The organism is Asticcacaulis aquaticus (assembly GCF_028550415.1).
GTDB lineage: Bacteria > Pseudomonadota > Alphaproteobacteria > Caulobacterales > Caulobacteraceae > Asticcacaulis > Asticcacaulis aquaticus.
The window spans coordinates 56,006-76,440 of the sequence record NZ_JAQQKX010000004.1 but is presented as its reverse complement, the minus strand read 5'-3'; the positions used below and the strand labels follow the sequence as shown (position 1 = coordinate 76,440).

Here is a 20,435-nt window from a genome sequence, read left to right as displayed (position 1 = left end):
GCATGGCCGAAAACGAAGAACATCCCGACGTCGCACCGAATGCCTATGGCGCGGATTCGATCAAGGTCCTCAAGGGGCTGGACGCGGTGCGCAAGCGTCCGGGGATGTATATCGGCGACACCGACGACGGGTCGGGCCTGCACCACATGGTTTACGAAGTCGTCGATAACGCTATCGACGAGGCCCTGGCCGGTCACGCCACGCGCGTCGAGGTCATCCTCAATGCCGACGGCTCGTGCTCGGTGTCCGACGACGGGCGCGGCATGCCGGTGGATATCCACGCCGAGGAAGGCGTCTCCGCCGCCGAAGTCATCATGACCCAGCTCCATGCCGGGGGTAAGTTCGACCAGAACTCGTACAAGGTTTCCGGCGGTCTGCACGGCGTCGGCGTCTCGGTCGTCAACGCCCTGTCGGATTACGTGGAACTCAAGATTTTCCGCAATGGCAAGGTCCACGAAGCGCGCTTTGAGTTGGGTGAAACCGCCCGGTCGGTCGCCATCACCGGCGATGCCCCGACGCGCACCGAAGGGCCGAAGGCGGGGCAGCCCCTGACCGGCACCATCGTCACCTTCCTGCCGTCGCTGAAGACCGGCCCGGATCAGGGTACCTTCACCTTCATCGATTTCGACCGCAAAACGCTGGAACACCGTCTGCGCGAACTGGCCTTCCTCAATTCGGGCGTTCATATCCGCTTCGCCGACCTGCGCGAAGCCGAGCCCTACGACGTTATTCTGAACTACGAAGGCGGCATCGTCGAATTCGTCCGCCACCTAGACAAATCCAAGACCGCGATCATCAAGGAGCCGGTGTCGGTGCGCGGCCTGCGCGAAAAGGTCGAGGTCGATCTGGCCCTGCAATGGAACGACAGCTACCACGAGACGATGCTGTGCTTCACCAACAACATCCCTCAGCGCGACGGCGGCACCCACCTGGCGGCCTTCCGCGGGGCGCTGACGCGGGTGATGACGCAGTACATGGAATCCTCTGGTCTGGCCAAGAAGGAGAAGGTCTCGGTCTCGGGCGAAGATGCCCGCGAAGGCCTGACCTGCGTCCTGTCGGTCAAGGTGCCGGACCCCAAGTTTTCATCGCAGACCAAGGACAAGCTGGTTTCCTCCGAAGTGCGTCCGGCGGTCGAAGGCCTCGTCTACGACAAGCTGTCGCAGTGGTTCGAGGAGAACCCGACCGAGGCCAAGACGATCGTTTCCAAGATCATCGAGGCGGCCTCGGCCCGCGAAGCGGCACGCAAGGCCCGCGAACTGACCCGCCGCAAGTCGGCGCTCGACATCAACTCGCTGCCGGGCAAGTTGGCCGACTGTCAGGAACGCGATCCGGCCAAGTCCGAAGTCTTTATCGTCGAGGGTGACTCGGCCGGTGGTTCGGCAAAACAGGGCCGTAACCGCGAAAATCAGGCCATCCTGCCCCTGCGTGGTAAGGTGCTCAATGTCGAGCGCGCGCGTTTCGACAAGATGCTGTCCTCGGATCAGATCGGTACGCTGATCACGGCCCTGGGGGCCGGGATCGGGCGCGACGACTTCAATATCGAGAAGCTGCGCTACCACAAGATCATCATCATGACCGACGCCGACGTCGATGGCGCGCACATCCGCACCCTGCTCCTGACCTTCTTCTACCGTCAGATGCCGGAGATCATCGAGCGCGGCTACCTCTATATCGCCCAGCCGCCGCTGTATAAGGTCGCCAAGGGCAAGTCGTCGCGCTACCTCAAGGACAATACCGAACTCGACGCCTTCCTGATCGAAGAGGGCACGACCGAGGCCGTCCTCGAACTGCGTAACGGCGAACGCATTGTCGGTCAGGACCTCGAAGCGCAGGTGCGTGCCGCCAAGACCTTCAAAGGTACGGTCGACCGCCTGTCGATGCGCGCCCCGGCCTTTGCGCTGGAACAGGCGGCGCTCGGCGGTCTGTTCGGCGAAAACCCGGACCTTGGCGCGGTGGCCACGCGTCTCGACCGCCTCAACGAAGACGGCGACGGCCCGTGGTCGGTCGAAGCCGGTGAAGCCGGCGGCTATGTCTTTACCCGCGTCCGTCGCGGCGTGTCGGAAAAGATCGTCCTCGATGACGGCCTGATGCACTCGCTCGACGCCCGCCGTCTGGGCGAACGCGTCGAAGGTCTGGCCGATCTGTTCGCCGAGGTCGCCGTATATCGTCGCAAGGACAAGTCGACCGACATTCGTGGACCACTCGACCTCGTGGCCGCCGTGCTCGATGCGGGCCGCAAGGGCATGACCATCCAGCGCTATAAAGGTCTTGGCGAAATGAATGCCGAGCAACTGTGGGAAACCACGCTCGACAAGGACGCCCGTACCCTGTTGCAGGTCAAGGTGAACCTGAGCGACGAGGCCGACGACCTGTTCGTCAAGCTGATGGGCGATCTGGTCGAACCGCGCCGTGAGTTCATTCAGGATAATGCGCTCAACGCCGAGGTGGATGCCTAAGGGCTCGAAGGCTGACAAGGTAAGAAGATGCAGGGCCACAGGCCCTGCACCCCCTAACTTGGAGCAGGTGACGCGGTTATGAGCCAAATCATTCGCCTTGCGACCGCATTGATCGTTGATCGCACACGCAAATTGGCACTTGTGGTGCGCAAGCGCGGGTCAGCATTCTTCATGCAGGCGGGTGGCAAGATCGATGTCGGTGAGACGCCATTCGACGCCTTGCGGCGCGAATTGCGTGAAGAAATCGGGGTGGAAATCGCCCCTGAGCAGGCTGAATATTTGGGCGAGTTTCATGCGGAGGCGGTGAATGAAGCGGGTCACAGCGTCCACTCTCACGCCTTCTATATCGAGATAGACAGACCCGTCTTTGCAGCGGCGGAGATCGAGGAAATTCGCTGGATCGATCCAAGCGATGCCGTAGACTTACCGCTCGCGCCACTGTCGAAATACCAGCTTATGCCGATAGCCGCCAAGCGACTCGGACTGTAGCCGTCCTGTTCCCGGTAAAGGGGTGTGGGGTCCGTGACCCCACGAAACCTTTGAACAAAAGAAAAGCCTCACTCCAAGAAGTGAGGCTTTTCTTTTGTTTAGAAAGACTTGGGGCCGCAGGCCCCAAACCCCCTGACTAGGAGTCCAGGAACGAGCGCAGCTTGCGCGACCGCGACGGGTGCTTCAGCTTGCGCAGCGCCTTGGCTTCGATCTGCCGGATACGTTCGCGGGTCACCGAGAACTGTTGGCCAACTTCTTCCAGTGTGTGGTCGGTGTTCATGCCGATGCCGAAACGCATCCGCAGAACACGTTCTTCACGCGGGGTGAGCGAGGCCAGAACCCGCGTCGTCGTCTCTCTAAGGTTCGACTGGATCGCCGCGTCGATCGGCAGGACGGCGTTCTTGTCTTCGATGAAGTCGCCGAGGTGCGAGTCCTCTTCGTCGCCGATGGGGGTTTCGAGCGAGATCGGCTCCTTGGCGATTTTCAGAACCTTGCGCACCTTTTCCAGCGGCATGGCCAGCTTTTCGGCCAGTTCTTCCGGTGTCGGCTCGCGACCGATTTCGTGCAGCATCTGGCGCGAAGTGCGGACGATCTTGTTGATCGTCTCGATCATGTGCACCGGGATACGGATGGTGCGGGCCTGATCGGCGATCGAGCGCGTGATCGCCTGACGAATCCACCAGGTGGCGTAGGTCGAGAACTTGTAGCCGCGGCGGTATTCGAACTTATCGACGGCCTTCATCAGGCCGATATTGCCTTCCTGAATGAGGTCGAGGAATTGCAGGCCGCGATTGGTGTATTTCTTGGCGATCGAGATAACCAGACGCAGGTTGGCTTCGACCATTTCGGTCTTGGCCTGACGGGCTTCGCGCTCGCCCTTCTGCACGGTCTGAACGATGCGGCGGTAGTCGTCGACGGCCACACCCATATCGGTCGCCAGACCAATGATGTCGCCGCGGATACGGGCAATCGATCCGGCTTCGTTATCGGCGAACTTCTGCCAACGCACGCCCAGATCGCGGACCTTGTCGGCCCATTGCGGGTCGAGCTCGCGCGAATAGTAGTGCTGCAGGAATTCCTGACGCGAGATGCCGTAGGAGTCGGCCAGACGCAGCAGACGGCCTTCAAGCCCCATCAGGCGCTTGTTGATCGTATAGAGCTGCTCGACCAGTGCTTCGATACGCTGGTTGTTGAGCTTGAGCGTCTTGAGGTGACGGGTGATCGTCGCCGTCACTTCGTCATAGGCGGCGCGGTCGGCCGGATCGAGCGGCAGGCCTTCCAGCTTCGCCGTCAGCATCTTTTCCTGTGTGCGGCGGTAGGTCTCGAACTCGCCGGCGATGGCGTCGAGCGTGGCCATGACGCCTTCGCGCAGTTCGGATTCCATCGCCGAAACGGTCGGGCCAGCGCCATCGTCGAAATCGTCCTCGTCTTCCTCTTCCGGCTGAGGCTTCTTCTCTTCCTCATCCATCGGGACGTAGTCGTCATCGTCGTCATCATCGCCGGACTTGGGCTTCTTGGCCTCGACCGGCTTGGCTTCGACGACTTCGGTTTTCGGCTCAGGCTTCGGCGCCTCTTTCACCACAGGGGCCGGGGCGCGCAGCGCAATCGTGCCGTCGCCGTCTTCCTCGTCGACCTCTTCGCCCATAGCCCCGGGAGGCGGGCCTTCGGCAGGACCGCCGCCGTAGGTGCCTTCGAGGTCGATGATTTCGCGCAGCAGGATGCGGCCCGAGCCCAGTTCCTCGCGCCACACCATGATGGCTTCGAAGGTCAGGGCGGATTCGCACAGACCACGGATCATGGTGTCGCGCCCGGCTTCAATGCGTTTCGCAATGGCGATTTCGCCTTCGCGCGACAGAAGCTCGACCGAGCCCATTTCGCGCAGATACATGCGCACGGGGTCGTCGGTGCGGTCGTAGTTCGAGGTCTTGGTCGTCTCGATGACCGCGCCGGCTTCTTCGCGCACGGCGATCTCACCGCCTTCGGCGACGTCCTCTTCCGAATCGACGACGTTCACGCCCATTTCGGTGAGCATGGCCAGGGTGTCTTCGATCTGTTCGGAGGTGAACTCCTCCGACGGCAGGACCTTGTTCAGTTCGTCCATCGTGACGTAGCCGCGGGCCTTAGCCTGCTTGATGAACTTCTTTACCCCGGCGTCGGTAAGGTCGAGAAGGGGACCGTCGGACGACGCATCGGCTTCAGGCTTGTCCGTAGCTTGGCTCATTTAATTCTCCGCCCAGCGGCATCCACCGCGTGAGACCTCAATCATGTGCGGCATTTTTACCGCAGATGGCTTATATTAACGAAGAAGCTCAACGAATGATTAAACTTTTCAGTTTTTAGCCCGCTTTTCCGAAAACCGTAAACACTTTTCGGGCGGGCTAATCATCCGCATCCACTTCAAAAATCTGTCCGCTTTTCAAGGCTTTGCGCAAGGCGTCGCGTTCCAGCTTGGTCCGTGAAAAAATTTCTGCGTCAAAAGAAGCCGAGGCCTCGTTTTTAGCCGCCGTTAATGCACGGTCCAACGCCGTCAAACGCGCGAACGCGTTGAACGCTTTGAGCCAGCGACTATGGGCATCCGCGAGAGATATGTCCTGTGCGAGGATTGGCGATGCCGCTCTGAGGGCTGCCTTTTGTATCTCGCTCAATAATGCGCCATAACCTTGATTTTGCAGATGGCGGTTCACACTGGCGGAGTCAAGGGGGCTTGTGGAAAAACTTAAAGACACCAGCGTTTTGGCCAGTCTTTCCAGCGCTGGATCGCCCAGACCGTAGGCATCCAGCGCCTCGGCCTGATCCATCATCCAGTCGGGGTGGTCAAGCAGCCCTTGAGCCAGTACGGCGGACATCGGATCAAGCGCCCTGGAGAGCGCCTGCGCCGCGCGGCCGCCTTCGGGGGTCATCTGGATCGGCGGCTCGATAAATTTGCCGTTTTTGAAGCTGCCACGTGGCTGGAACGGGGCGCGTTGAAACCCTTGTGTTGGTTCACGCCGGAACAGGGCGTCGAAGCGGTCCATCAGGTCCTGACGGTAGCTGTCGGCGAGATCCTTGTCCTCGATCTGCCCGGCCAGCGCCCGCAGACGCTTCTTGAGGCCCGCCTTGCGTTCGGGCGTATCGAGCGGCTCCAGATCCTGTTCGCGTTTGAACAGCACCTCGACGAAGGGCTGAGTGACGGTGAGGGCCTCGCGCAGGGCCAGCGGGCCTTTTTCGCGTAGCACGTCGTCCGGGTCCTTGCCGCCGGTGATCAGGCAGACCTTGAACGACTTGCCGGGCTTCAACTTCGGCAAAGCACGATCCAGCGCCCGGTCGGCGGCGCGCATCCCGGCCTTATCGCCGTCGAAACACAGCGTCGGTTCCGGGTGACGGCGCCAGAGGATGTCGATCTGCTCTTCGGTCAGGGCGGTCCCCAGCGGCGCGACAGCGGCAATCTGCGCCCGCTGACAGGCCAGTACGTCCATATAGCCTTCGACCACGACCAGTTCCGGGCCGGTTTGCGCGGAACCGAGGATTTTCAGCGCTTTCGGCAAACCGAACAGCAGCGATCCTTTGTGGAACAGCGGCGTTTCCGGACCGTTGAGATATTTGGCCTTCTCATCCGGATCGAGCGCCCGCCCCCCGAAGGAGACGATTTTGGATCGTGCATCTTCGATGGGGAACATCAGGCGGTTGCGGAACCGGTCATAGGGGGCCTTGCCTTCGACCTCGATCAAAAGTCCGCATTCGACCAGTTCGGAAACCTTGGCCCCCTTTTGTACCAACGCGTCTTTCAACGCGGTGTGGTCCTTGGGGGCATAGCCGAGACCGAAATCGGCCACGTCCTGATCGCTGAGACCGCGGCGTTTGAGGTATTCGCGGGCGGCCTGTGCCCCCGGCGTCTTGTCGTGCAGGCGGGCCGCAAACCATTTGGCGGCCAGGTCCATCCAGTCGCTCAGGCCCTGCCGCTTCATCTGCGCCTGAGCGTCCTGCGGCGTCTGGACGGGGAGGGCCATCCCCGCTTCGGCGGCCAGTTTTTCGATCGCTTCCACGAAGCTCAGGCGCTCGGTTTCCTGTAAGAACGAGATGATGTCGCCGTGCTTGCCCGACGAAAAGTCATGGAAAAAGCCCTTCTCGTCATTGACGTAAAAGGACGGTGTTTTTTCCTTGGAAAAAGGGGACAGGCCGACCCATTCGCGGCCGTTGCGGCGCAGCTTCACCGCCTTGCCGATGACCTCCGACGGCCGCAAGCGGGATTTCAGTTCTTCCAGAAAACGGTCATCGAAGCGCACAATTTACATATACGCGCCTTGCGACCGGAAGGAAGAGAAAAAGCAGCCCTTATGTCCTGCGTCATTCGGTCGGGTTTGACGCGTAGGTCGTTCATACCGAATAGGTACGGTGAATCCTGCCCCTGATCCCAGGCCCCTCAGTTCAAGGGCGGGCAGTCGGGGTCGCGGTCCATTTGCCCGCCGCAACGGACATTCGTAAAGTCGCGCACCCATCCGGACGCGGCTTTGGTGCGCCTGACCTTTACCCACATGACTGGCTCAGGCTGTGTTTTCGAAACGGTATCCCAGTCGATCTCTGCCAGATTGGCTTCGATATCCGGTTCGGCCCAGCTCAGGCGCTGCCCGGATCGCCAAAGCTCCACCCACCCTTCGCCCTGATAACCGATAATGTAAACGACATCGCCCCGGGCCAACTGCTCGGCCTGACCGTTAGGCTCGCGGACCACGCCGCGTGTCGGAGCCATATGAAATTCCCGTGCCACGACCTCGACCCATTCGTTGGCACGAAGTGCGCCGATCTTGCGCGCTTTCGATGAGGGCCGGTCATATACGGCTACAGGCTGGGTCCATTTGAGTTTGCCGGAGAGGGCGCAGGCCTCGCCCGGGCAGGCACCCTTGTCGATGAAGACGCCGTTGGTCATCGGCGGCGGGATATCGGCTACGGGTTTGGCGGGCGTCGAGGCCAGAAGCAGTGTGGCGAGCAGGCTCAACAACATGGCGATGTCCTCCCACCCCTGCGGGGGTTTAGAGCGATATGTCGAAAAGTGTGAGCGGTTTTCGACGACAATATCGCGACAAAGCAAACACTTAGAGCGGGATGGCGATTCCATTTAAGCCATACCGCTCTAGGCCGGTTATAAGCCCACCGGTCTCACGCCCTCGGATAGGCGTCAAGATTTAAAATAACGCCGTCCGGAATTCAGGCCGCGGTGATATTCCAGCCGGCGGTAGAAGGCCTCCGGGTCCTTCGGCTTCACCACCCAGCTTGGGTCGTGGTTGAGCAGGTCGTAAAGCCGCGTCAGGGTAAACCTGACCGCCGAGCCGCGCGCAAACAGCGGCAAGGCCGCGATCTCGGCCTCTGAGAGGGGCCGCTCTTTGTGGTAGGCGTTGACGAAGGCGCTGATCATCTCCGGCAACGGCTGACCGCCGGGCGTGAAACCCCAGGCGTTGAACGACACCGCCAGATCGTAGGCGTAGAAGTCCGTACAGGCGTAATAGTAGTCGATGACGCCGGTGACCTGCCCGTCGTCGTCCATCAGGACGTTGTCGGTAAAATAGTCGGCGTGGATCGCGCCTTTTGGCAGGGTTTCCGGCCATACGGTTTTCAGCCACGCCACCTCGGCGCGGAAATCGGAAAGGATGGCCTCGGCGCGGGCCGATTGCGCGGCGCGCGGTTCGCAGCGTTCGATCAGGTGATCCCAGACACTGATACCCATCGAATTGTCGCGGTGCTGCGGGAAGTCGGCCCCGGCGGTGTGAAGTTTCGCGAGATACTCCCCCGCCGAGGCGGCATGGCGCACATCGGGATTGCGCGGCCAGCGTCCGGGCAGCCACTTGATCAGGGCGCAGGATTTGCCGTTGATGCGCCCGATGCTCTCGCCGGATCGCATGAGGGCCGGGCCGGGCGCAGGATAGCCCTTGCGGTCCAGATGCAGGGTATAGTCCATGAAATAGGGCAGGTCCGCTTCGGGCGTCGCCGCCTCGAACAGGGTCAGGGCATAGAGCCCCGTCGTTGTCTCGACCTTGAAATTGGTGTTGGAGACGCCTTCCTCGATCCCTTCGAGGTGGAGCAGGTCGCCGATCTCGTACTGGCTCAGATAGGCGCGGGCCTCATCGAGAGATACTTTTGTAAATACGGCCATGCGTCCCGGGTGCCCTTATTCGCGTTAGCCCTGCTATAGGCGAGGCAATCCCCTTTCGACAATAGGGACATGACATTTTGCAAGCCGTTCGCAAATCTTAGGCCGTCGCGTTGACCGCTGTCAAATCCTTGCTCTATAAGGCCGTCAGCATATCTGTAAGTCGCGCTAAACCACCGGGTGAGAATCTATCGCTTGGGATTATAGAGTAAATCCAATAGCGCAAACCGACTTCAAAGGAGTTTTCCGTGGCCAAAACCGTATCCTCCGTGCTCGACCTTGTTGGCGATACGCCCCTGATCCGTCTCAACCGCGCGTCGGAGCAGACGGGCTGCGAGATTCTGGCCAAGGCGGAGTTCCTCAATCCGGGGCAGTCGATCAAGGATCGCGCCGCCCTGTGGATCATCCGCGATGCGGAAAAGAAGGGCCTGCTGAAGCCCGGCGGCACCATCGTCGAAGGGACGGCGGGCAATACCGGCATCGGTCTGGCCATGGTCGCCAATGCGCTGGGCTATAAGGCCGTCATCGTCATTCCACGCACTCAGGCGCAGGAAAAGAAGGACGCCATCCGGATGCTGGGGGCAAAACTCATCGAAGTTGATGCCGTGCCCTATTCCAACCCTGACAACTATGTCCGCTATTCCGGGCGTCTGGCCGAAGAGCTGGCCAAGACCGAGCCGGGCGGGGCCATCTGGGCCAATCAGTTCGACAACGTCGCCAACCGTAACGCCCATATCGACGCCACGGCCCCGGAAATCTGGGAACAGACCGGCGGCAAGATCGACGCCTTTATCTGCGCGGTGGGCTCGGGCGGGACTCTGGCCGGGGTCGGTATGGGCCTGCGTGGGTTCAATCCGGACATCAAAATCGGTCTGGCCGATCCGTATGGCGCGGCGCTCTACAACTACTATAAAACCGGCGAACTGAAATCCGAAGGCACCTCGATCACCGAAGGCATCGGTCAGGGCCGCATCACGGCCAATCTCGAAGGCTTTACGCCGGACTATTCCTATCAGGTCGCCGACGAAGAGTGGTTGCCGGTGCTGTTCGATCTCGACCGTTATGAGGGTCTGGTCGTTGGCGGGTCGTCGGCGCTCAACGTCGCCGGGGCGATCAAGCTGGCCGAGGAGATCGGTCCGGGCAAGACCATCGTTACCGTGCTATGTGACTATGGCAACCGCTATGCGTCGAAGATCTTCAATGCCGAGTTTCTGGCCTCCAAGGGCCTGCCCACGCCACCGTGGAGCGAACCGGCCTGATGAACGCCGCCAGTGCCGCCTTAGATCCCCTGCGCCGCAAAGACCGGACGGTCCTGCGGGCTGGCGGTCGCATGGCCGCCGTCGCGGGCCTGAGCGCGCAACCAGTCCATGAACCGTGTCTGGGCCATCGACGGCTCACGCGTCTGCGGCCAGACCAGATGGTAACCGAAGCTGACCGGCGCGTCCTTTTCGTTGAACAGGCCGCGCAGACGACCGGCCCGCAGATCGGCCTCGGCAATCGTGCGTTTGGCCAGAGCTACGCCGCGACCGGCCACGGCGGCCTCGATGACCATGTGGCTTTGGTTGAACCGCGGGCCGCGCGACGGATCGACGCCGTCGACGCCGTGCGCCTTGAGCCACATCGCCCAGTCGGGATCGGACGGATCGAGGTCGGAGCTGACGTCATGCAGCAGGGTGTGGTGCGTCAGGTCGGCGGGCTTGCGGATCGGGGCCGCGTCGAACAGGGCGGGCGAGCAGACCGGCAGGACGGCCTCGACCAGCAGGTGCTCGACATGGACGTTGTTGTAGTTGCCGGTGCCGTAGCGGATGGCCAGATCGACGTCGGAGACCGCAAAGTCAGTCGTCGCCATGTCGGCAGACACCCAGACGTCGATATCGGGATTGGCGGCGGAGAAATCGCCCAGACGCGGCATCAGCCACTTGGCGGCAAAGGACGGCGCGACGGAAACCGTGACGCGGCCCTTCTGCTGGGTCTGGCGCATGACGCGGGTCGCCTCGAACATCTTTTCGAAGGCTTCCTTGAGGATGATCGACGAGGCCTTGCCCGCATCGCTGAGGACCACCCGGCGGCCGTCGCGCACGAACAGCTCGACGCCGACATGCTCTTCCAGCAGGCGAATCTGCTGCGACACCGCGCCGGGTGTAACGAACAGTTCCTCGGCGGCGTGCTTGAAGCTTTCATGGCGCGCAGCGGCTTCAAACACACGCAGCGCCGACAATGGCGGCAAACGGTCACGCGACATAATGACTCCCGCATCAGTTTAGACTATCGGATAGCCTGACTGATCTTTCTGTAAAAACCCTCAGATGCGGCCCTATATACCGCATGCCTTGTTTAATAAATCTAATCCTTGCGTTTCGGAGACAAAAAAATGAGTGACGCGAATCCTTCCGCCGCGATCGAAGTGCTCGATGCGGGCCAGTCGTGGGAAACCGACGTCGTCGTGATCGGCGCGGGCCCCGTCGGCCTGTTCAGCATTTTCGAACTGGGCCTGCTCGATATCAAGGCTCACGTCATCGACATTCTGGACAAGGTTGGCGGTCAGTGCGCCGAGCTTTATCCCGAAAAGCCGATCTACGACATCCCGGCCTGGCCGATCATCACCGGTCAGGAAATCACCGACCGCCTGCTGGAGCAGATCGCGCCGTTCGGGGCGAAATATCACCTCGGTGAGATGGCCGTCGCCGTCGAAAAGCTGGAGCAGGACGACGGCACCTTCAAGTGGAAGGTGACGACCGATCAGAAGACCTCGATCGTCGCGCGCTGCATCCTGATCGCGGCGGGCGGTGGGTCGTTCCAGCCGAAAAAACCGCCGATCCCCGGCATCGACGGTTTCGAGAATCTCGGTGCGGGCCTCGGTGTCCACTATGCCGTGCGCAAGATGGAAGCCTTCCGCGGCAAGAAGATCGTCATTTCCGGCGGCGGCGATTCGGCGCTCGACTGGACGCTGAACCTGCAACCCATCGCCGAACGCGTCACCCTGATGCACCGCCGCGACGACTTCCGCGCCGCCCCGCACTCCGTGGCTCAGATGCGCAAGCTGGTCGAAGAGGGTGCCATGGACCTCGTCATCGGTCAGGCCACGGCGCTGCGCGGTGAAACCGGCCACGCACTCGATGCCGTGACGGTCGAGGACAATGACGGCAACGAAATCCATCTCGAAGCCGATGCCTTCCTGCCCTTCTTCGGCCTGACCATGAAGCTGGGGCCCGTCGCCGAGTTCGGCCTGAACCTGCACGAGAACCTGATCCCCGTCGATACCGAGAAGTTCGAGACCTCGACCAAGCAGATCTTCGCCATCGGCGATATCAACTACTATCCCGGTAAGCTGAAGCTCATCCTGTCGGGCTTCCACGAAGGCGCGCTGGCCGCCCAGCAGGTCTTCCGCTACGTCTATCCGGACAAGAAGCTGCGCTTCCAGTACACGACCTCGTCGTCTGACCTGCAGAAGAAGCTGGGTGTTAAGTAAGCAGGGGCTCGCCCCCGCACCCGTTAGTTGGAACAGAAAACCCCGCCTCAGTCTGATCTGAGGCGGGGTTTTTCGTATCGAATTTCAAAGCCCGGGACTAAATATCTAGGCTTCGGTATAATAGGCCTGTACGCGTTCGACCTCTTCGCGTGAGCCGAGGATAACCCCCGTGCGCTGGTGCAGCTTTTGCGGCGTCTGGCTGAGGATGCGCTCAGGCCCGTTGACCGCCGCGCCGCCCGCCTGTTCGATCAGGAAGGCGATGGGATTGGCTTCATACAGCACCCGAAGCTTGCCGTTCTTGCCGCTCTCGCGCCGATCGGTCGGGTACATGAAGATGCCGCCGCGCGTGATGATACGGTGCACGTCGCCGACCATCGAGGCCAGCCAGCGCATGTTGAAATCCTTACCACGCGCGCCGTCCTTACCGGCCACGCACTCATCGATATAGCGCTGGACGGGCGCGTCCCAGTGGCGGTGGTTCGACATGTTGATGGCGAATTCGCGCGTCGTCGCGGGGATTTGCACCTGATCGCGGATCAGCAGCCATTCGTTCTTGTGGCGATGATACCCGAAGACTGCCACACCCTGCCCGAAGGTTACGACCATCAGGGTTTCCGGGCCGTACAGCACATAACCGCCCGCGACCTGCTCGGTGCCGGGGCGCAGGAAGTCGGCTTCGCTGAGGTCGCCCGCTTTCGGCGCATCGAGGATCGAGAAGATCGTGCCGACCGTGCCATTGACGTCGAGATTGCTCGACCCATCGACGGGATCGAAGATCAGCAGATAGTCGCCGTCGGCGTCCACCGGGACCAGCGTATCCATTTCTTCCGAGGCGATGCCCGCCACCGTGCCGTGCCAGCGCTCCGGCTGGATGAACAGTTCGTTCGACAGCACGTCGAGCTTCTTTTGGACCTCGCCCTGCACGTTTTCCTGCTCCAGCGCCCCTTGCAGATTGTTCAGCGAACTGGTGCCGATGATGTCGCTCAGTTCGGCGCACGAGGCAGCCATGGCGAGGATCAGGCGGTTCAGTTCGGGGCTGATCGGCGTTTTCGCCGCATCGAGATACTGGCCCAAGGGCGTGTTCGGGGTCTGGGTCATGAAATGAGGTCCGGCATTATGTGAGCGCATTCCAAAAAGTGCCAAAATACTGTCTTGGCGGTTTTTGGAAATGAATGCGCGACTGAAAGTTAGAATTATTGCCGCAACGACCTATCAGTCACCGCGCCTCGGCGCAAGTTTCAACCGGTGGGGTCGGGGGTGCTACCGGGTTTCGATAGATGCTTTTCGATGATCCAATGTCGGTTGCAGCGCGCTTCGTATATGTCCGAATGCCCTAGGGCAATCTCCTGATCGTCCTGGTGTTTTTTGAAAGTCTTCTGAGCCGGCTGGCCACAGATAGAACAATGCGCTTTGAGCTTGAGCACCTCGTCGGCCATCGCCATCATCAGTGCGGTCGGGGCGAAAGGCTCGCCTTTCCAGTTGGTATCGAGACCGGCGACGACGACATCGCGCCCGGCATGCAGCAGATCGGAAACAAAGTCGGCCACGTCGAGGTCCATGCCGCTGAAAAACTGAATCTCATCTAGGCAGATCATTTCGGCGTCACGCACCAGATCCGCGACCTCGGCAAACTGTGAAATGGCCTTGGCATCAGCGGACAGTCCGTCGTGAGAGACCAGTTCCGTGTCCGAGTACCGGTTGTCGAAAGCGGTTTTCAGTACCAGAACCTCCTTGCCCTCGCCGTTGCGCGCCCAGAGAATGCGCTTAAGCAATTCGGTCGTCTTGCCCGCGAACATCGGGCCGCAAATGGCGGTTAGTTTTCCGTACATCAATCCCTGGCCTTCTGGTCGTTTTCGTCTCGGTGCGGAATTATCCGCAACGACCTATCAGGCCCCGCTATTTGACGCAAGCTTGCCCATCATGCCGCATAATTAGGTATGCAACTTCCTGTTGCTGCTTTGATGGAGTAATATGGGAAAAAGTGGGGGAATATGAAACGACTTCTGTATGGTCTATTGGCCGTGGTGTGTGCAGGTCCGGCGCAGGCGCACAGCTTTAATCGCCCGCCCGATGTCACCTACGCCGTGCCGGACGCCGTCGATCATGTGATAGAAATGGAGATCACGACCGGTATCCCTCACCACCTCATCGTCACGCGCAGAGGCGACTGGGTGCGGGAAACCCATCCTAACTTCGCGGGATATAGTTATAAGCAAATCGTCGCTAACCTTAAGACGGGACAAAGCTGGACTTTCAATGACGCCATAACGGCCGAGCGCGGCACCCTAAGCTTTCAACGCCTTCGCGTGACTAAACCGCATGACTGGGTTCAAACGGATCAGACGGACACGATTTTAGGGGAAAGCTGCATCAGCTGGAAGGTTGAGCAGGACAAATACACCGAAACCTTCTGCCTAACGAAGGATGGGCTTATTGTTCAGTATAAGCGGTTTGTCGGGCGTAGTGAGGATGTCGTGGCCCGAGCTGTTCGGATCGAGCGGCGTAGGGTGTCCCTGACGAAGGTCAAACCGCCGGAGAAACTTTTCAAACTGGCGAACTGGGGCAACTGGACCGCCATGCCGGACACGTCTCCCAACTACGAGGTGACGCTGGACAAGGCGCATACCTTTCGCCGAAAGACCAAAAAATGGGTCGAAACGGTACGGCGGCTGGGCAATCATCAGATCGAAAACAGGGTCAACGAAGATGGTACCGTTTTCCGAACCTATACGAGCGGTCGTACACGGATCGAACTCAGACAGGATGCGCAAGGCATTTACGAGGTGAACGTCGAGCGCCAGACAGACGACATTTTATCGCGTGAGATGTCGGGTGAAAAGAGCCGGACGGAAACCATCGCGGGCGAATCCTGCGTCTGGATAATCAACGACCATGACCACGGTTACTCTTATCGATGCGTGACGCGGGATAGTGCCGTTTTGGCCGTTAGCTCAGGTTACGTTAGCAACAATATCTATGACAAGTGGGATGATAAGGCCACGAGCTTCCGGCGCGGCCACCTCAAACCGGCGGACGTGAGGCCGCCCGCCGATTTGCTCAGTCCGGATTTCAACCGCTTGCCGCCGTTCTAGGGCTATTCCACCGTCACCGACTTGGCGAGGTTGCGCGGCTGGTCGACATCGGTGCCTTTGTGGACGGCGGTGTGGTAGGCCAGAAGCTGGATCGGCACCGAATAGACCAGCGGCGCGATGAACGGGTCGCAGCTCGGGCCGGTGACGATTTTCAGCGTTTTCGCGGCATCGCCAGACAGGGCCGGGACCTTTTGCGGGGCGTCAGTGATCATGATGACGCGACCGCCGCGCGCGGCGACTTCCTGCACGTTCGAGGCCGTCTTTTCAAACAGCTCATCGTCCGGCGCGATAACCACGACCGGGGTGTTTTCGTCGATCAGGGCGATCGGGCCGTGCTTCAGTTCGCCCGCCGCATAGCCTTCGGCGTGGATATAGCTGATCTCTTTCAGCTTTAGGGCGCCCTCCAAGGCCAACGGGTACATGGCCCCGCGCCCCAGATAGATGACGTCGCGGGCGCGCGACAGGTCGAAGGTCATCTTGAAGATTTCCGCATCCATAGTCAGGGCCTGAGAGATCAGGCCGGGGCTTTCCAGCAGGACCTGTACCAAGCGGGCTTCCTCAGTGGCGTCGATGCGACCGCGCTGGGCGGCAGCCGCCACGACCAGCGACAGGAGCGCCGAAACCTGCGCCGTGAAGGCTTTGGTCGAGGCGACGCCGATTTCCGGTCCCGCATGGGTTGGCCATAGGATGTCGGCTTCGCGGGCCATGGTCGAGGTATGGACATTGACCAGCGCCGCAGTTTGCAGGCCCTCGGCCTTGCACCAGCGCAGCGCTGCCAACGTGTCGGCGGTCTCGCCGGACTGCGATACGGCCATGGCCAGCGTCCCGGCCATCATGGCCGGGGTGCGGTAACGGAATTCCGAGGCGACCTCGACATCGACGGGCAGGCCCGCGATCTTTTCAAACGCGTATTTTGCGATGCAGCCGGCATAATAGGCGGTGCCGCAGGCAATGATCTGAATGCGCGTAACTTGGGTGAAATCGACGCTGGCCTTGATCTCGGCCTTGACGCTCTGGGCGACCGGATCGAGATAGGCCGAGAAGGTCCGCTGGCAGCTTTCGGGCTGTTCGTGGACTTCCTTTTCCATGAAGTGGCGGAACGAGCCCTTTTCGACCAGTGCCGCCGAAGCCGAAACGGTCGCGACCGGACGATTTACACGGAAGCCTTTGGAGTCGTAGATGTCAGCGCTGTTGTGCGACAGGATGACCCAGTCGCCTTCTTCGAGATAGGTGACGCGGTTGGTGAACGGCCCAACGGCCAGCGCATCGGAGCCGAGGAACATCTCGTTCTCCCCCCAGCCGACGACCAGCGGCGAACCGCGACGCGCGCCGAACAGGGTTTGTGCCTCGCCATCGACGATGATGGCCAGGGCATAGGCGCCATGCAGACGGTCGAGCACGACTTTGAATGCCTCTTTAGCGGATAAGCCGGTTTGCAGGGTCGCGTCGAACAGGTGAGCGATGACCTCGGTGTCGGTGTCGGACGTAAAGACGTGACCGGCGTCGATCAGTTCGGCCTTAAGCTCGGCGAAGTTCTCGATAATACCGTTGTGGACCAGAGTCACCTTGCCCGAGGCGTGCGGGTGAGCGTTGGCGACCGTCGGCGCGCCGTGCGTCGCCCAGCGCGTATGGCCGATGCCGACCGTGCCCGACACGGGGCTTTCATCGACCACGGCTTCGAGGTTGCGGATCTTGCCTGCGGCGCGGCGGCGTTCGGTGCCCGTGTCGGTGACGACCGCGATGCCAGAGGAATCATAGCCGCGATATTCCAGCCGTTTCAGGCTTTCGATCAGGCGCGGGGCCGCTTCGGAGGTGCCGATAATACCGATAATGCCGCACATGTGATCGTCTCCGTGAGCCTTTTCAGAGCGGTCTATGCCATACTGCACAAGGCTATCGCGTTAAATTGCGTGTTTTTAGTAGCAGATTAATATTTCAAATGCTATGAAAGAGTCTCAAATCCGCTGTCACCCTTTATGTCCTTTTACGACAAACCGGTTAAGAAGCGGTATTTTCGGGAGACGGCATGAGCGAGACAAAGTGGGAAAGGTTGCAGGCGGCGCTGAACGCCACCGGCATTTCCATCCGCGAAGTGGCCGACGTGGCGGGGCTGGCGCAATCGAGCATCTTCCGCGCCCTGTCGGGTCAGACCAAGGCCCCGCGCGCCGAGACGGTCGATAAGCTGGAAGCCGCCTTCATAGCGCTGGTGACCGCCAAGATGACCGGCTTTCGCGACACCCTGAGCAGCTACGGCTACAACCCTTTGAAACATCGCAACGACGAACTGGCGACGCACATGACCGAACTGAACCGCACGCGCAAATATTTCGGCACCGACGGTATCCGCGGCCGGGTCAACAGCTTCCCGATGACGGCGGAAATCGCCTACCGCCTCGGCATGGCGGCGGGCAAGATGTTCATGTCGTCGGACAACCGCCGGCATCTGGCGGTGATCGGCAAGGATACGCGCCTGTCGGGCTATATGATCGAACCGGCGCTGGTCGCGGGTTTCACCTCGGTGGGGATGGATGTGCGCCTGTTCGGGCCATTGCCGACGCCGGCTGTGGCGTTGATGACAAGGTCGATGCGCGCCGATCTGGGGGTAATGATCTCGGCTTCGCATAATCCGTATGCTGATAATGGCATAAAACTGTTCGGCCCGGACGGCTACAAGCTGTCGGACGAGGTCGAACTGGCCATCGAAGCGCGCATGGACGGCAATATTCTTGATGGCATCGCCGAACCCCACGCCCTGGGCCGCGTGCAGCGCGTCGATGATGCACAATACCGCTATATTGAAATCGCCAAGGCGACCTTCCCGAAACACCTGCGCCTCAAGGGGCTGCGCATCGTCATCGACTGCGCCAATGGCGCGGCCTACAAGACGGCCCCGGCGGCGCTGTATGAACTGGGGGCGGAGATTTTCACCATCGGCGTGTCGCCGGACGGTCTGAATATCAACGAAAAGTGCGGCTCGACCAAGCCGCAGGCCATGGCCGAAAAAGTCAAGGAATTGCGCGCCGATATCGGCATTGCGCTCGATGGCGACGCCGACCGGCTGGTCATCTGCGACGAAAAGGGTCAGATCGTCGACGGCGATCAGATCATGGCCATCATCGCGCAAAGTTGGGCCGAAAAGGGCCTGTTGAAAGGCGGAGGTCTGGTCGCCACGGTCATGTCGAACCTCGGCCTTGAGCGTCTGATGACGTCGAAGGGGCTGCGGCTTGAGCGCGCCAAGGTCGGCGACCGCTACGTGATGGAAAAGATGCGCGACGGCGGTTTCAATATTGGCGGTGAGCAGTCGGGCCACGTCATTCTGCTCGATCACGCCACGACCGGCGACGGCCTGATGGCGGCCTTGCAGGTGCTGGCGGTACTGGTGGAATCCGAACGCCCGATGAGCGAGCTGGCGCGTCAGTTCGAGCCGGTGCCGCAACTGCTTAAAAACGTGCGTTTTACGGGTGACAGCCCGCTGAACCGCGCCGACGTCAAGCAGGCCATCGCCGACGGCGAGGCTGCGCTGAAAGGCTCGGGCCGGGTATTGGTGCGGCCTTCCGGCACTGAGCCGCTGATCCGCGTCATGGCCGAAGGTGACGATGCGGCTCAGGTCAAGGCGGTGGTCGAGCAGATCGCCGGGGCAATGACGGCCTAGGCTGAAAGGGCCGCGGCTCTGGCTTCAAAGGCGCCGATCAGGCGAAAGATCAGGCGTTCCTGATTGGCCTGATAAAGCCCACGCAGGATCGGATTTTTAAAATCGATCTCGACATCGGCGGTGATGATCGTCTGACCGTCGCCCTGTGGTATAAATTGCCAGTCGGCGCTCAAGGCGCGGCAAGGGCCCTTAACCTGCGCCATGCGGATCGTTTGCGCCTCAGGATCGCGCGTCAACCGCAGTTGTACGCGCTCGGTCAGCATCCGCCAGCCGACTTTCACATCGACATCGAAGCTATCGGCGTCCCCGGCGAGCGGAGTCACATCAAGGGCGGCGATGCCGGGCAGGAAGGCCGGGTACTGTTCCATATCGCCGACCAGCCGATAGACTGTATCGATCGGGTAGGGCAGGGTGCGTTCGATACGAAAGCTGGCCATTACAGAATCGATTGCCCCGTCTTGGCCCAGTCGGCGAGGAAGGTCTCTAAGCCCTTGTCGGTCAGGTCGTGCTGGAACATGGCCTGAATGACAGCGGGCGGCAGGGTGGCGCAGTCCGAACCGGCGATGGCGGCCTGCGCGACGTGGGTGGTGTTACGAAGCGATGCCGCCAGAATGGCCGTTTCGAAGTCGTAGTTGTTGAACACCTGACGGATATCGCGGATCAACTGCATCCCATCCTCGCCGCGGTCGTCGAGACGCCCGACGAACGGCGAGACGAAGGTCGCTCCGGCCTTGGCCGCCAGAAGCGCCTGCGTCACCGAGAAACACAGGGTGACATTGGTCATCAGGCCCTGTTCGGAAAAGACCTTGGTGGCCTTGAGGCCGTCGACGGTCAGCGGCACCTTGATGACCACATTGTCGGCGATCTGAGCCAGCTTTTCACCCTCGGCGACCATCTGACGGAATTCGGTGGCGGCGACCTCGGCGGAGATCGGGCCGTCGACGATATCGCAGATTTCCCTGATCACCTCGGCCATGTTGCGCCCCGATTTGGCGATGATGGTCGGGTTGGTCGTCACCCCGTCGATCAGGCCCGTCTCATTGAGTTCGGCCAGCAACTGGGTGTCGGCGGTGTCGGCAAAAATAAGCATGGAAATCTCCGGAATGTCCTTGCGTCTATATCGGTCAGTAAGGTCTTTTCCAAGTTTTTTGTCTAT

The 20,435-nt window shown here is 60.8% G+C and carries 16 protein-coding genes; 6 read left to right on the top strand and 10 right to left on the bottom strand.

Annotated elements, in window-relative coordinates:
* Window positions 1-2 precede the first annotated feature (2 nt).
* The gene (gene gyrB, locus PQU92_RS06535; protein ID WP_272747411.1) at window positions 3-2,456 is read left to right on the top strand and encodes a DNA topoisomerase (ATP-hydrolyzing) subunit B; all 2,454 of its coding nucleotides are present in this window, start codon (window positions 3-5) and stop codon (window positions 2,454-2,456) included.
* Window positions 2,457-2,534: 78 nt separating this feature from the next.
* Window positions 2,535-2,945 carry an NUDIX hydrolase gene (locus PQU92_RS06530; RefSeq protein ID WP_272747410.1) on the top strand — a complete coding sequence of 137 codons (411 nt, stop codon included), beginning with the start codon at window positions 2,535-2,537 and terminating at the stop codon, window positions 2,943-2,945.
* A gap of 136 nt (window positions 2,946-3,081) precedes the next feature.
* Here the strand turns inward: PQU92_RS06530 and rpoD are convergent, their stop codons facing one another.
* The 4 genes from rpoD to PQU92_RS06510 form a co-directional block, all read right to left on the bottom strand.
* On the bottom strand, window positions 3,082-5,166 hold the full coding sequence (gene rpoD, locus PQU92_RS06525) for an RNA polymerase sigma factor RpoD (protein ID WP_272747409.1): 2,085 nt from the start codon (window positions 5,164-5,166) through the stop codon (window positions 3,082-3,084).
* A 157-nt stretch (window positions 5,167-5,323) separates the two neighbouring features.
* Window positions 5,324-7,207 carry a DNA primase gene (gene dnaG, locus PQU92_RS06520; protein WP_272747408.1) on the bottom strand — a complete coding sequence of 628 codons (1,884 nt, stop codon included), beginning with the start codon at window positions 7,205-7,207 and terminating at the stop codon, window positions 5,324-5,326.
* A gap of 137 nt (window positions 7,208-7,344) precedes the next feature.
* A complete protein-coding gene (locus tag PQU92_RS06515; RefSeq protein ID WP_272747407.1) occupies window positions 7,345-7,923 on the bottom strand; it encodes a hypothetical protein in 579 nt (192 codons plus the stop codon).
* Between the two features lie 174 nt (window positions 7,924-8,097).
* The gene (locus PQU92_RS06510; RefSeq protein ID WP_272747406.1) at window positions 8,098-9,069 is read right to left on the bottom strand and encodes a homoserine kinase; all 972 of its coding nucleotides are present in this window, start codon (window positions 9,067-9,069) and stop codon (window positions 8,098-8,100) included.
* Between the two features lie 245 nt (window positions 9,070-9,314).
* Here PQU92_RS06510 and PQU92_RS06505 point away from each other — a divergent pair, with 245 nt between their 5' ends.
* Window positions 9,315-10,325, top strand: a complete 1,011-nt coding sequence (locus PQU92_RS06505) for a cysteine synthase A (RefSeq protein ID WP_272747405.1) — start codon at window positions 9,315-9,317, stop codon at window positions 10,323-10,325.
* A 20-nt stretch (window positions 10,326-10,345) separates the two neighbouring features.
* On the opposite strand, the gene gcvA is transcribed toward PQU92_RS06505, so the two are convergent.
* Window positions 10,346-11,308, bottom strand: a complete 963-nt coding sequence (gene gcvA, locus PQU92_RS06500) for a transcriptional regulator GcvA (RefSeq protein ID WP_272747404.1) — start codon at window positions 11,306-11,308, stop codon at window positions 10,346-10,348.
* Between the two features lie 129 nt (window positions 11,309-11,437).
* On the opposite strand from gcvA, the gene PQU92_RS06495 reads away from it, so the two are divergent.
* Entirely contained in the window at window positions 11,438-12,535 is a 1,098-nt protein-coding gene (locus PQU92_RS06495; RefSeq protein ID WP_272747403.1) for an NAD(P)/FAD-dependent oxidoreductase, read from the top strand.
* 105 nt (window positions 12,536-12,640) lie between these two features.
* Here the strand turns inward: PQU92_RS06495 and PQU92_RS06490 are convergent, their stop codons facing one another.
* Together PQU92_RS06490 and PQU92_RS06485 are read right to left on the bottom strand one after the other, a co-directional pair.
* Window positions 12,641-13,633, bottom strand: a complete 993-nt coding sequence (locus PQU92_RS06490) for a class 1 fructose-bisphosphatase (RefSeq protein ID WP_272747402.1) — start codon at window positions 13,631-13,633, stop codon at window positions 12,641-12,643.
* A gap of 140 nt (window positions 13,634-13,773) precedes the next feature.
* Complete coding sequence (locus PQU92_RS06485; RefSeq protein WP_272747401.1) at window positions 13,774-14,364, bottom strand: thymidine kinase; 591 nt, start codon at window positions 14,362-14,364, stop codon at window positions 13,774-13,776.
* Window positions 14,365-14,526: 162 nt separating this feature from the next.
* Here PQU92_RS06485 and PQU92_RS06480 point away from each other — a divergent pair, with 162 nt between their 5' ends.
* Window positions 14,527-15,627 carry a hypothetical protein gene (locus PQU92_RS06480; protein ID WP_272747400.1) on the top strand — a complete coding sequence of 367 codons (1,101 nt, stop codon included), beginning with the start codon at window positions 14,527-14,529 and terminating at the stop codon, window positions 15,625-15,627.
* 2 nt (window positions 15,628-15,629) lie between these two features.
* On the opposite strand, the gene glmS is transcribed toward PQU92_RS06480, so the two are convergent.
* On the bottom strand, window positions 15,630-17,468 hold the full coding sequence (gene glmS, locus PQU92_RS06475; RefSeq protein WP_272747399.1) for a glutamine--fructose-6-phosphate transaminase (isomerizing): 1,839 nt from the start codon (window positions 17,466-17,468) through the stop codon (window positions 15,630-15,632).
* A gap of 185 nt (window positions 17,469-17,653) precedes the next feature.
* Here glmS and glmM point away from each other — a divergent pair, with 185 nt between their 5' ends.
* A complete protein-coding gene (gene glmM / locus PQU92_RS06470; RefSeq protein WP_368407097.1) occupies window positions 17,654-19,279 on the top strand; it encodes a phosphoglucosamine mutase in 1,626 nt (541 codons plus the stop codon).
* Here glmM and PQU92_RS06465 read toward each other — a convergent pair.
* Both PQU92_RS06465 and fsa read right to left on the bottom strand, forming a co-directional pair.
* Window positions 19,276-19,716, bottom strand: coding sequence for a type II toxin-antitoxin system RatA family toxin (locus PQU92_RS06465; protein WP_272747398.1), 441 nt, complete (start codon window positions 19,714-19,716; stop codon window positions 19,276-19,278). The two genes, glmM and PQU92_RS06465, sit on opposite strands and share 4 nt — an antisense overlap.
* On the bottom strand, window positions 19,716-20,369 hold the full coding sequence (gene fsa / locus PQU92_RS06460; RefSeq protein ID WP_272747397.1) for a fructose-6-phosphate aldolase: 654 nt from the start codon (window positions 20,367-20,369) through the stop codon (window positions 19,716-19,718). Before fsa ends, PQU92_RS06465 begins: the two co-directional genes overlap by 1 nt.
* Window positions 20,370-20,435 lie beyond the last annotated feature (66 nt).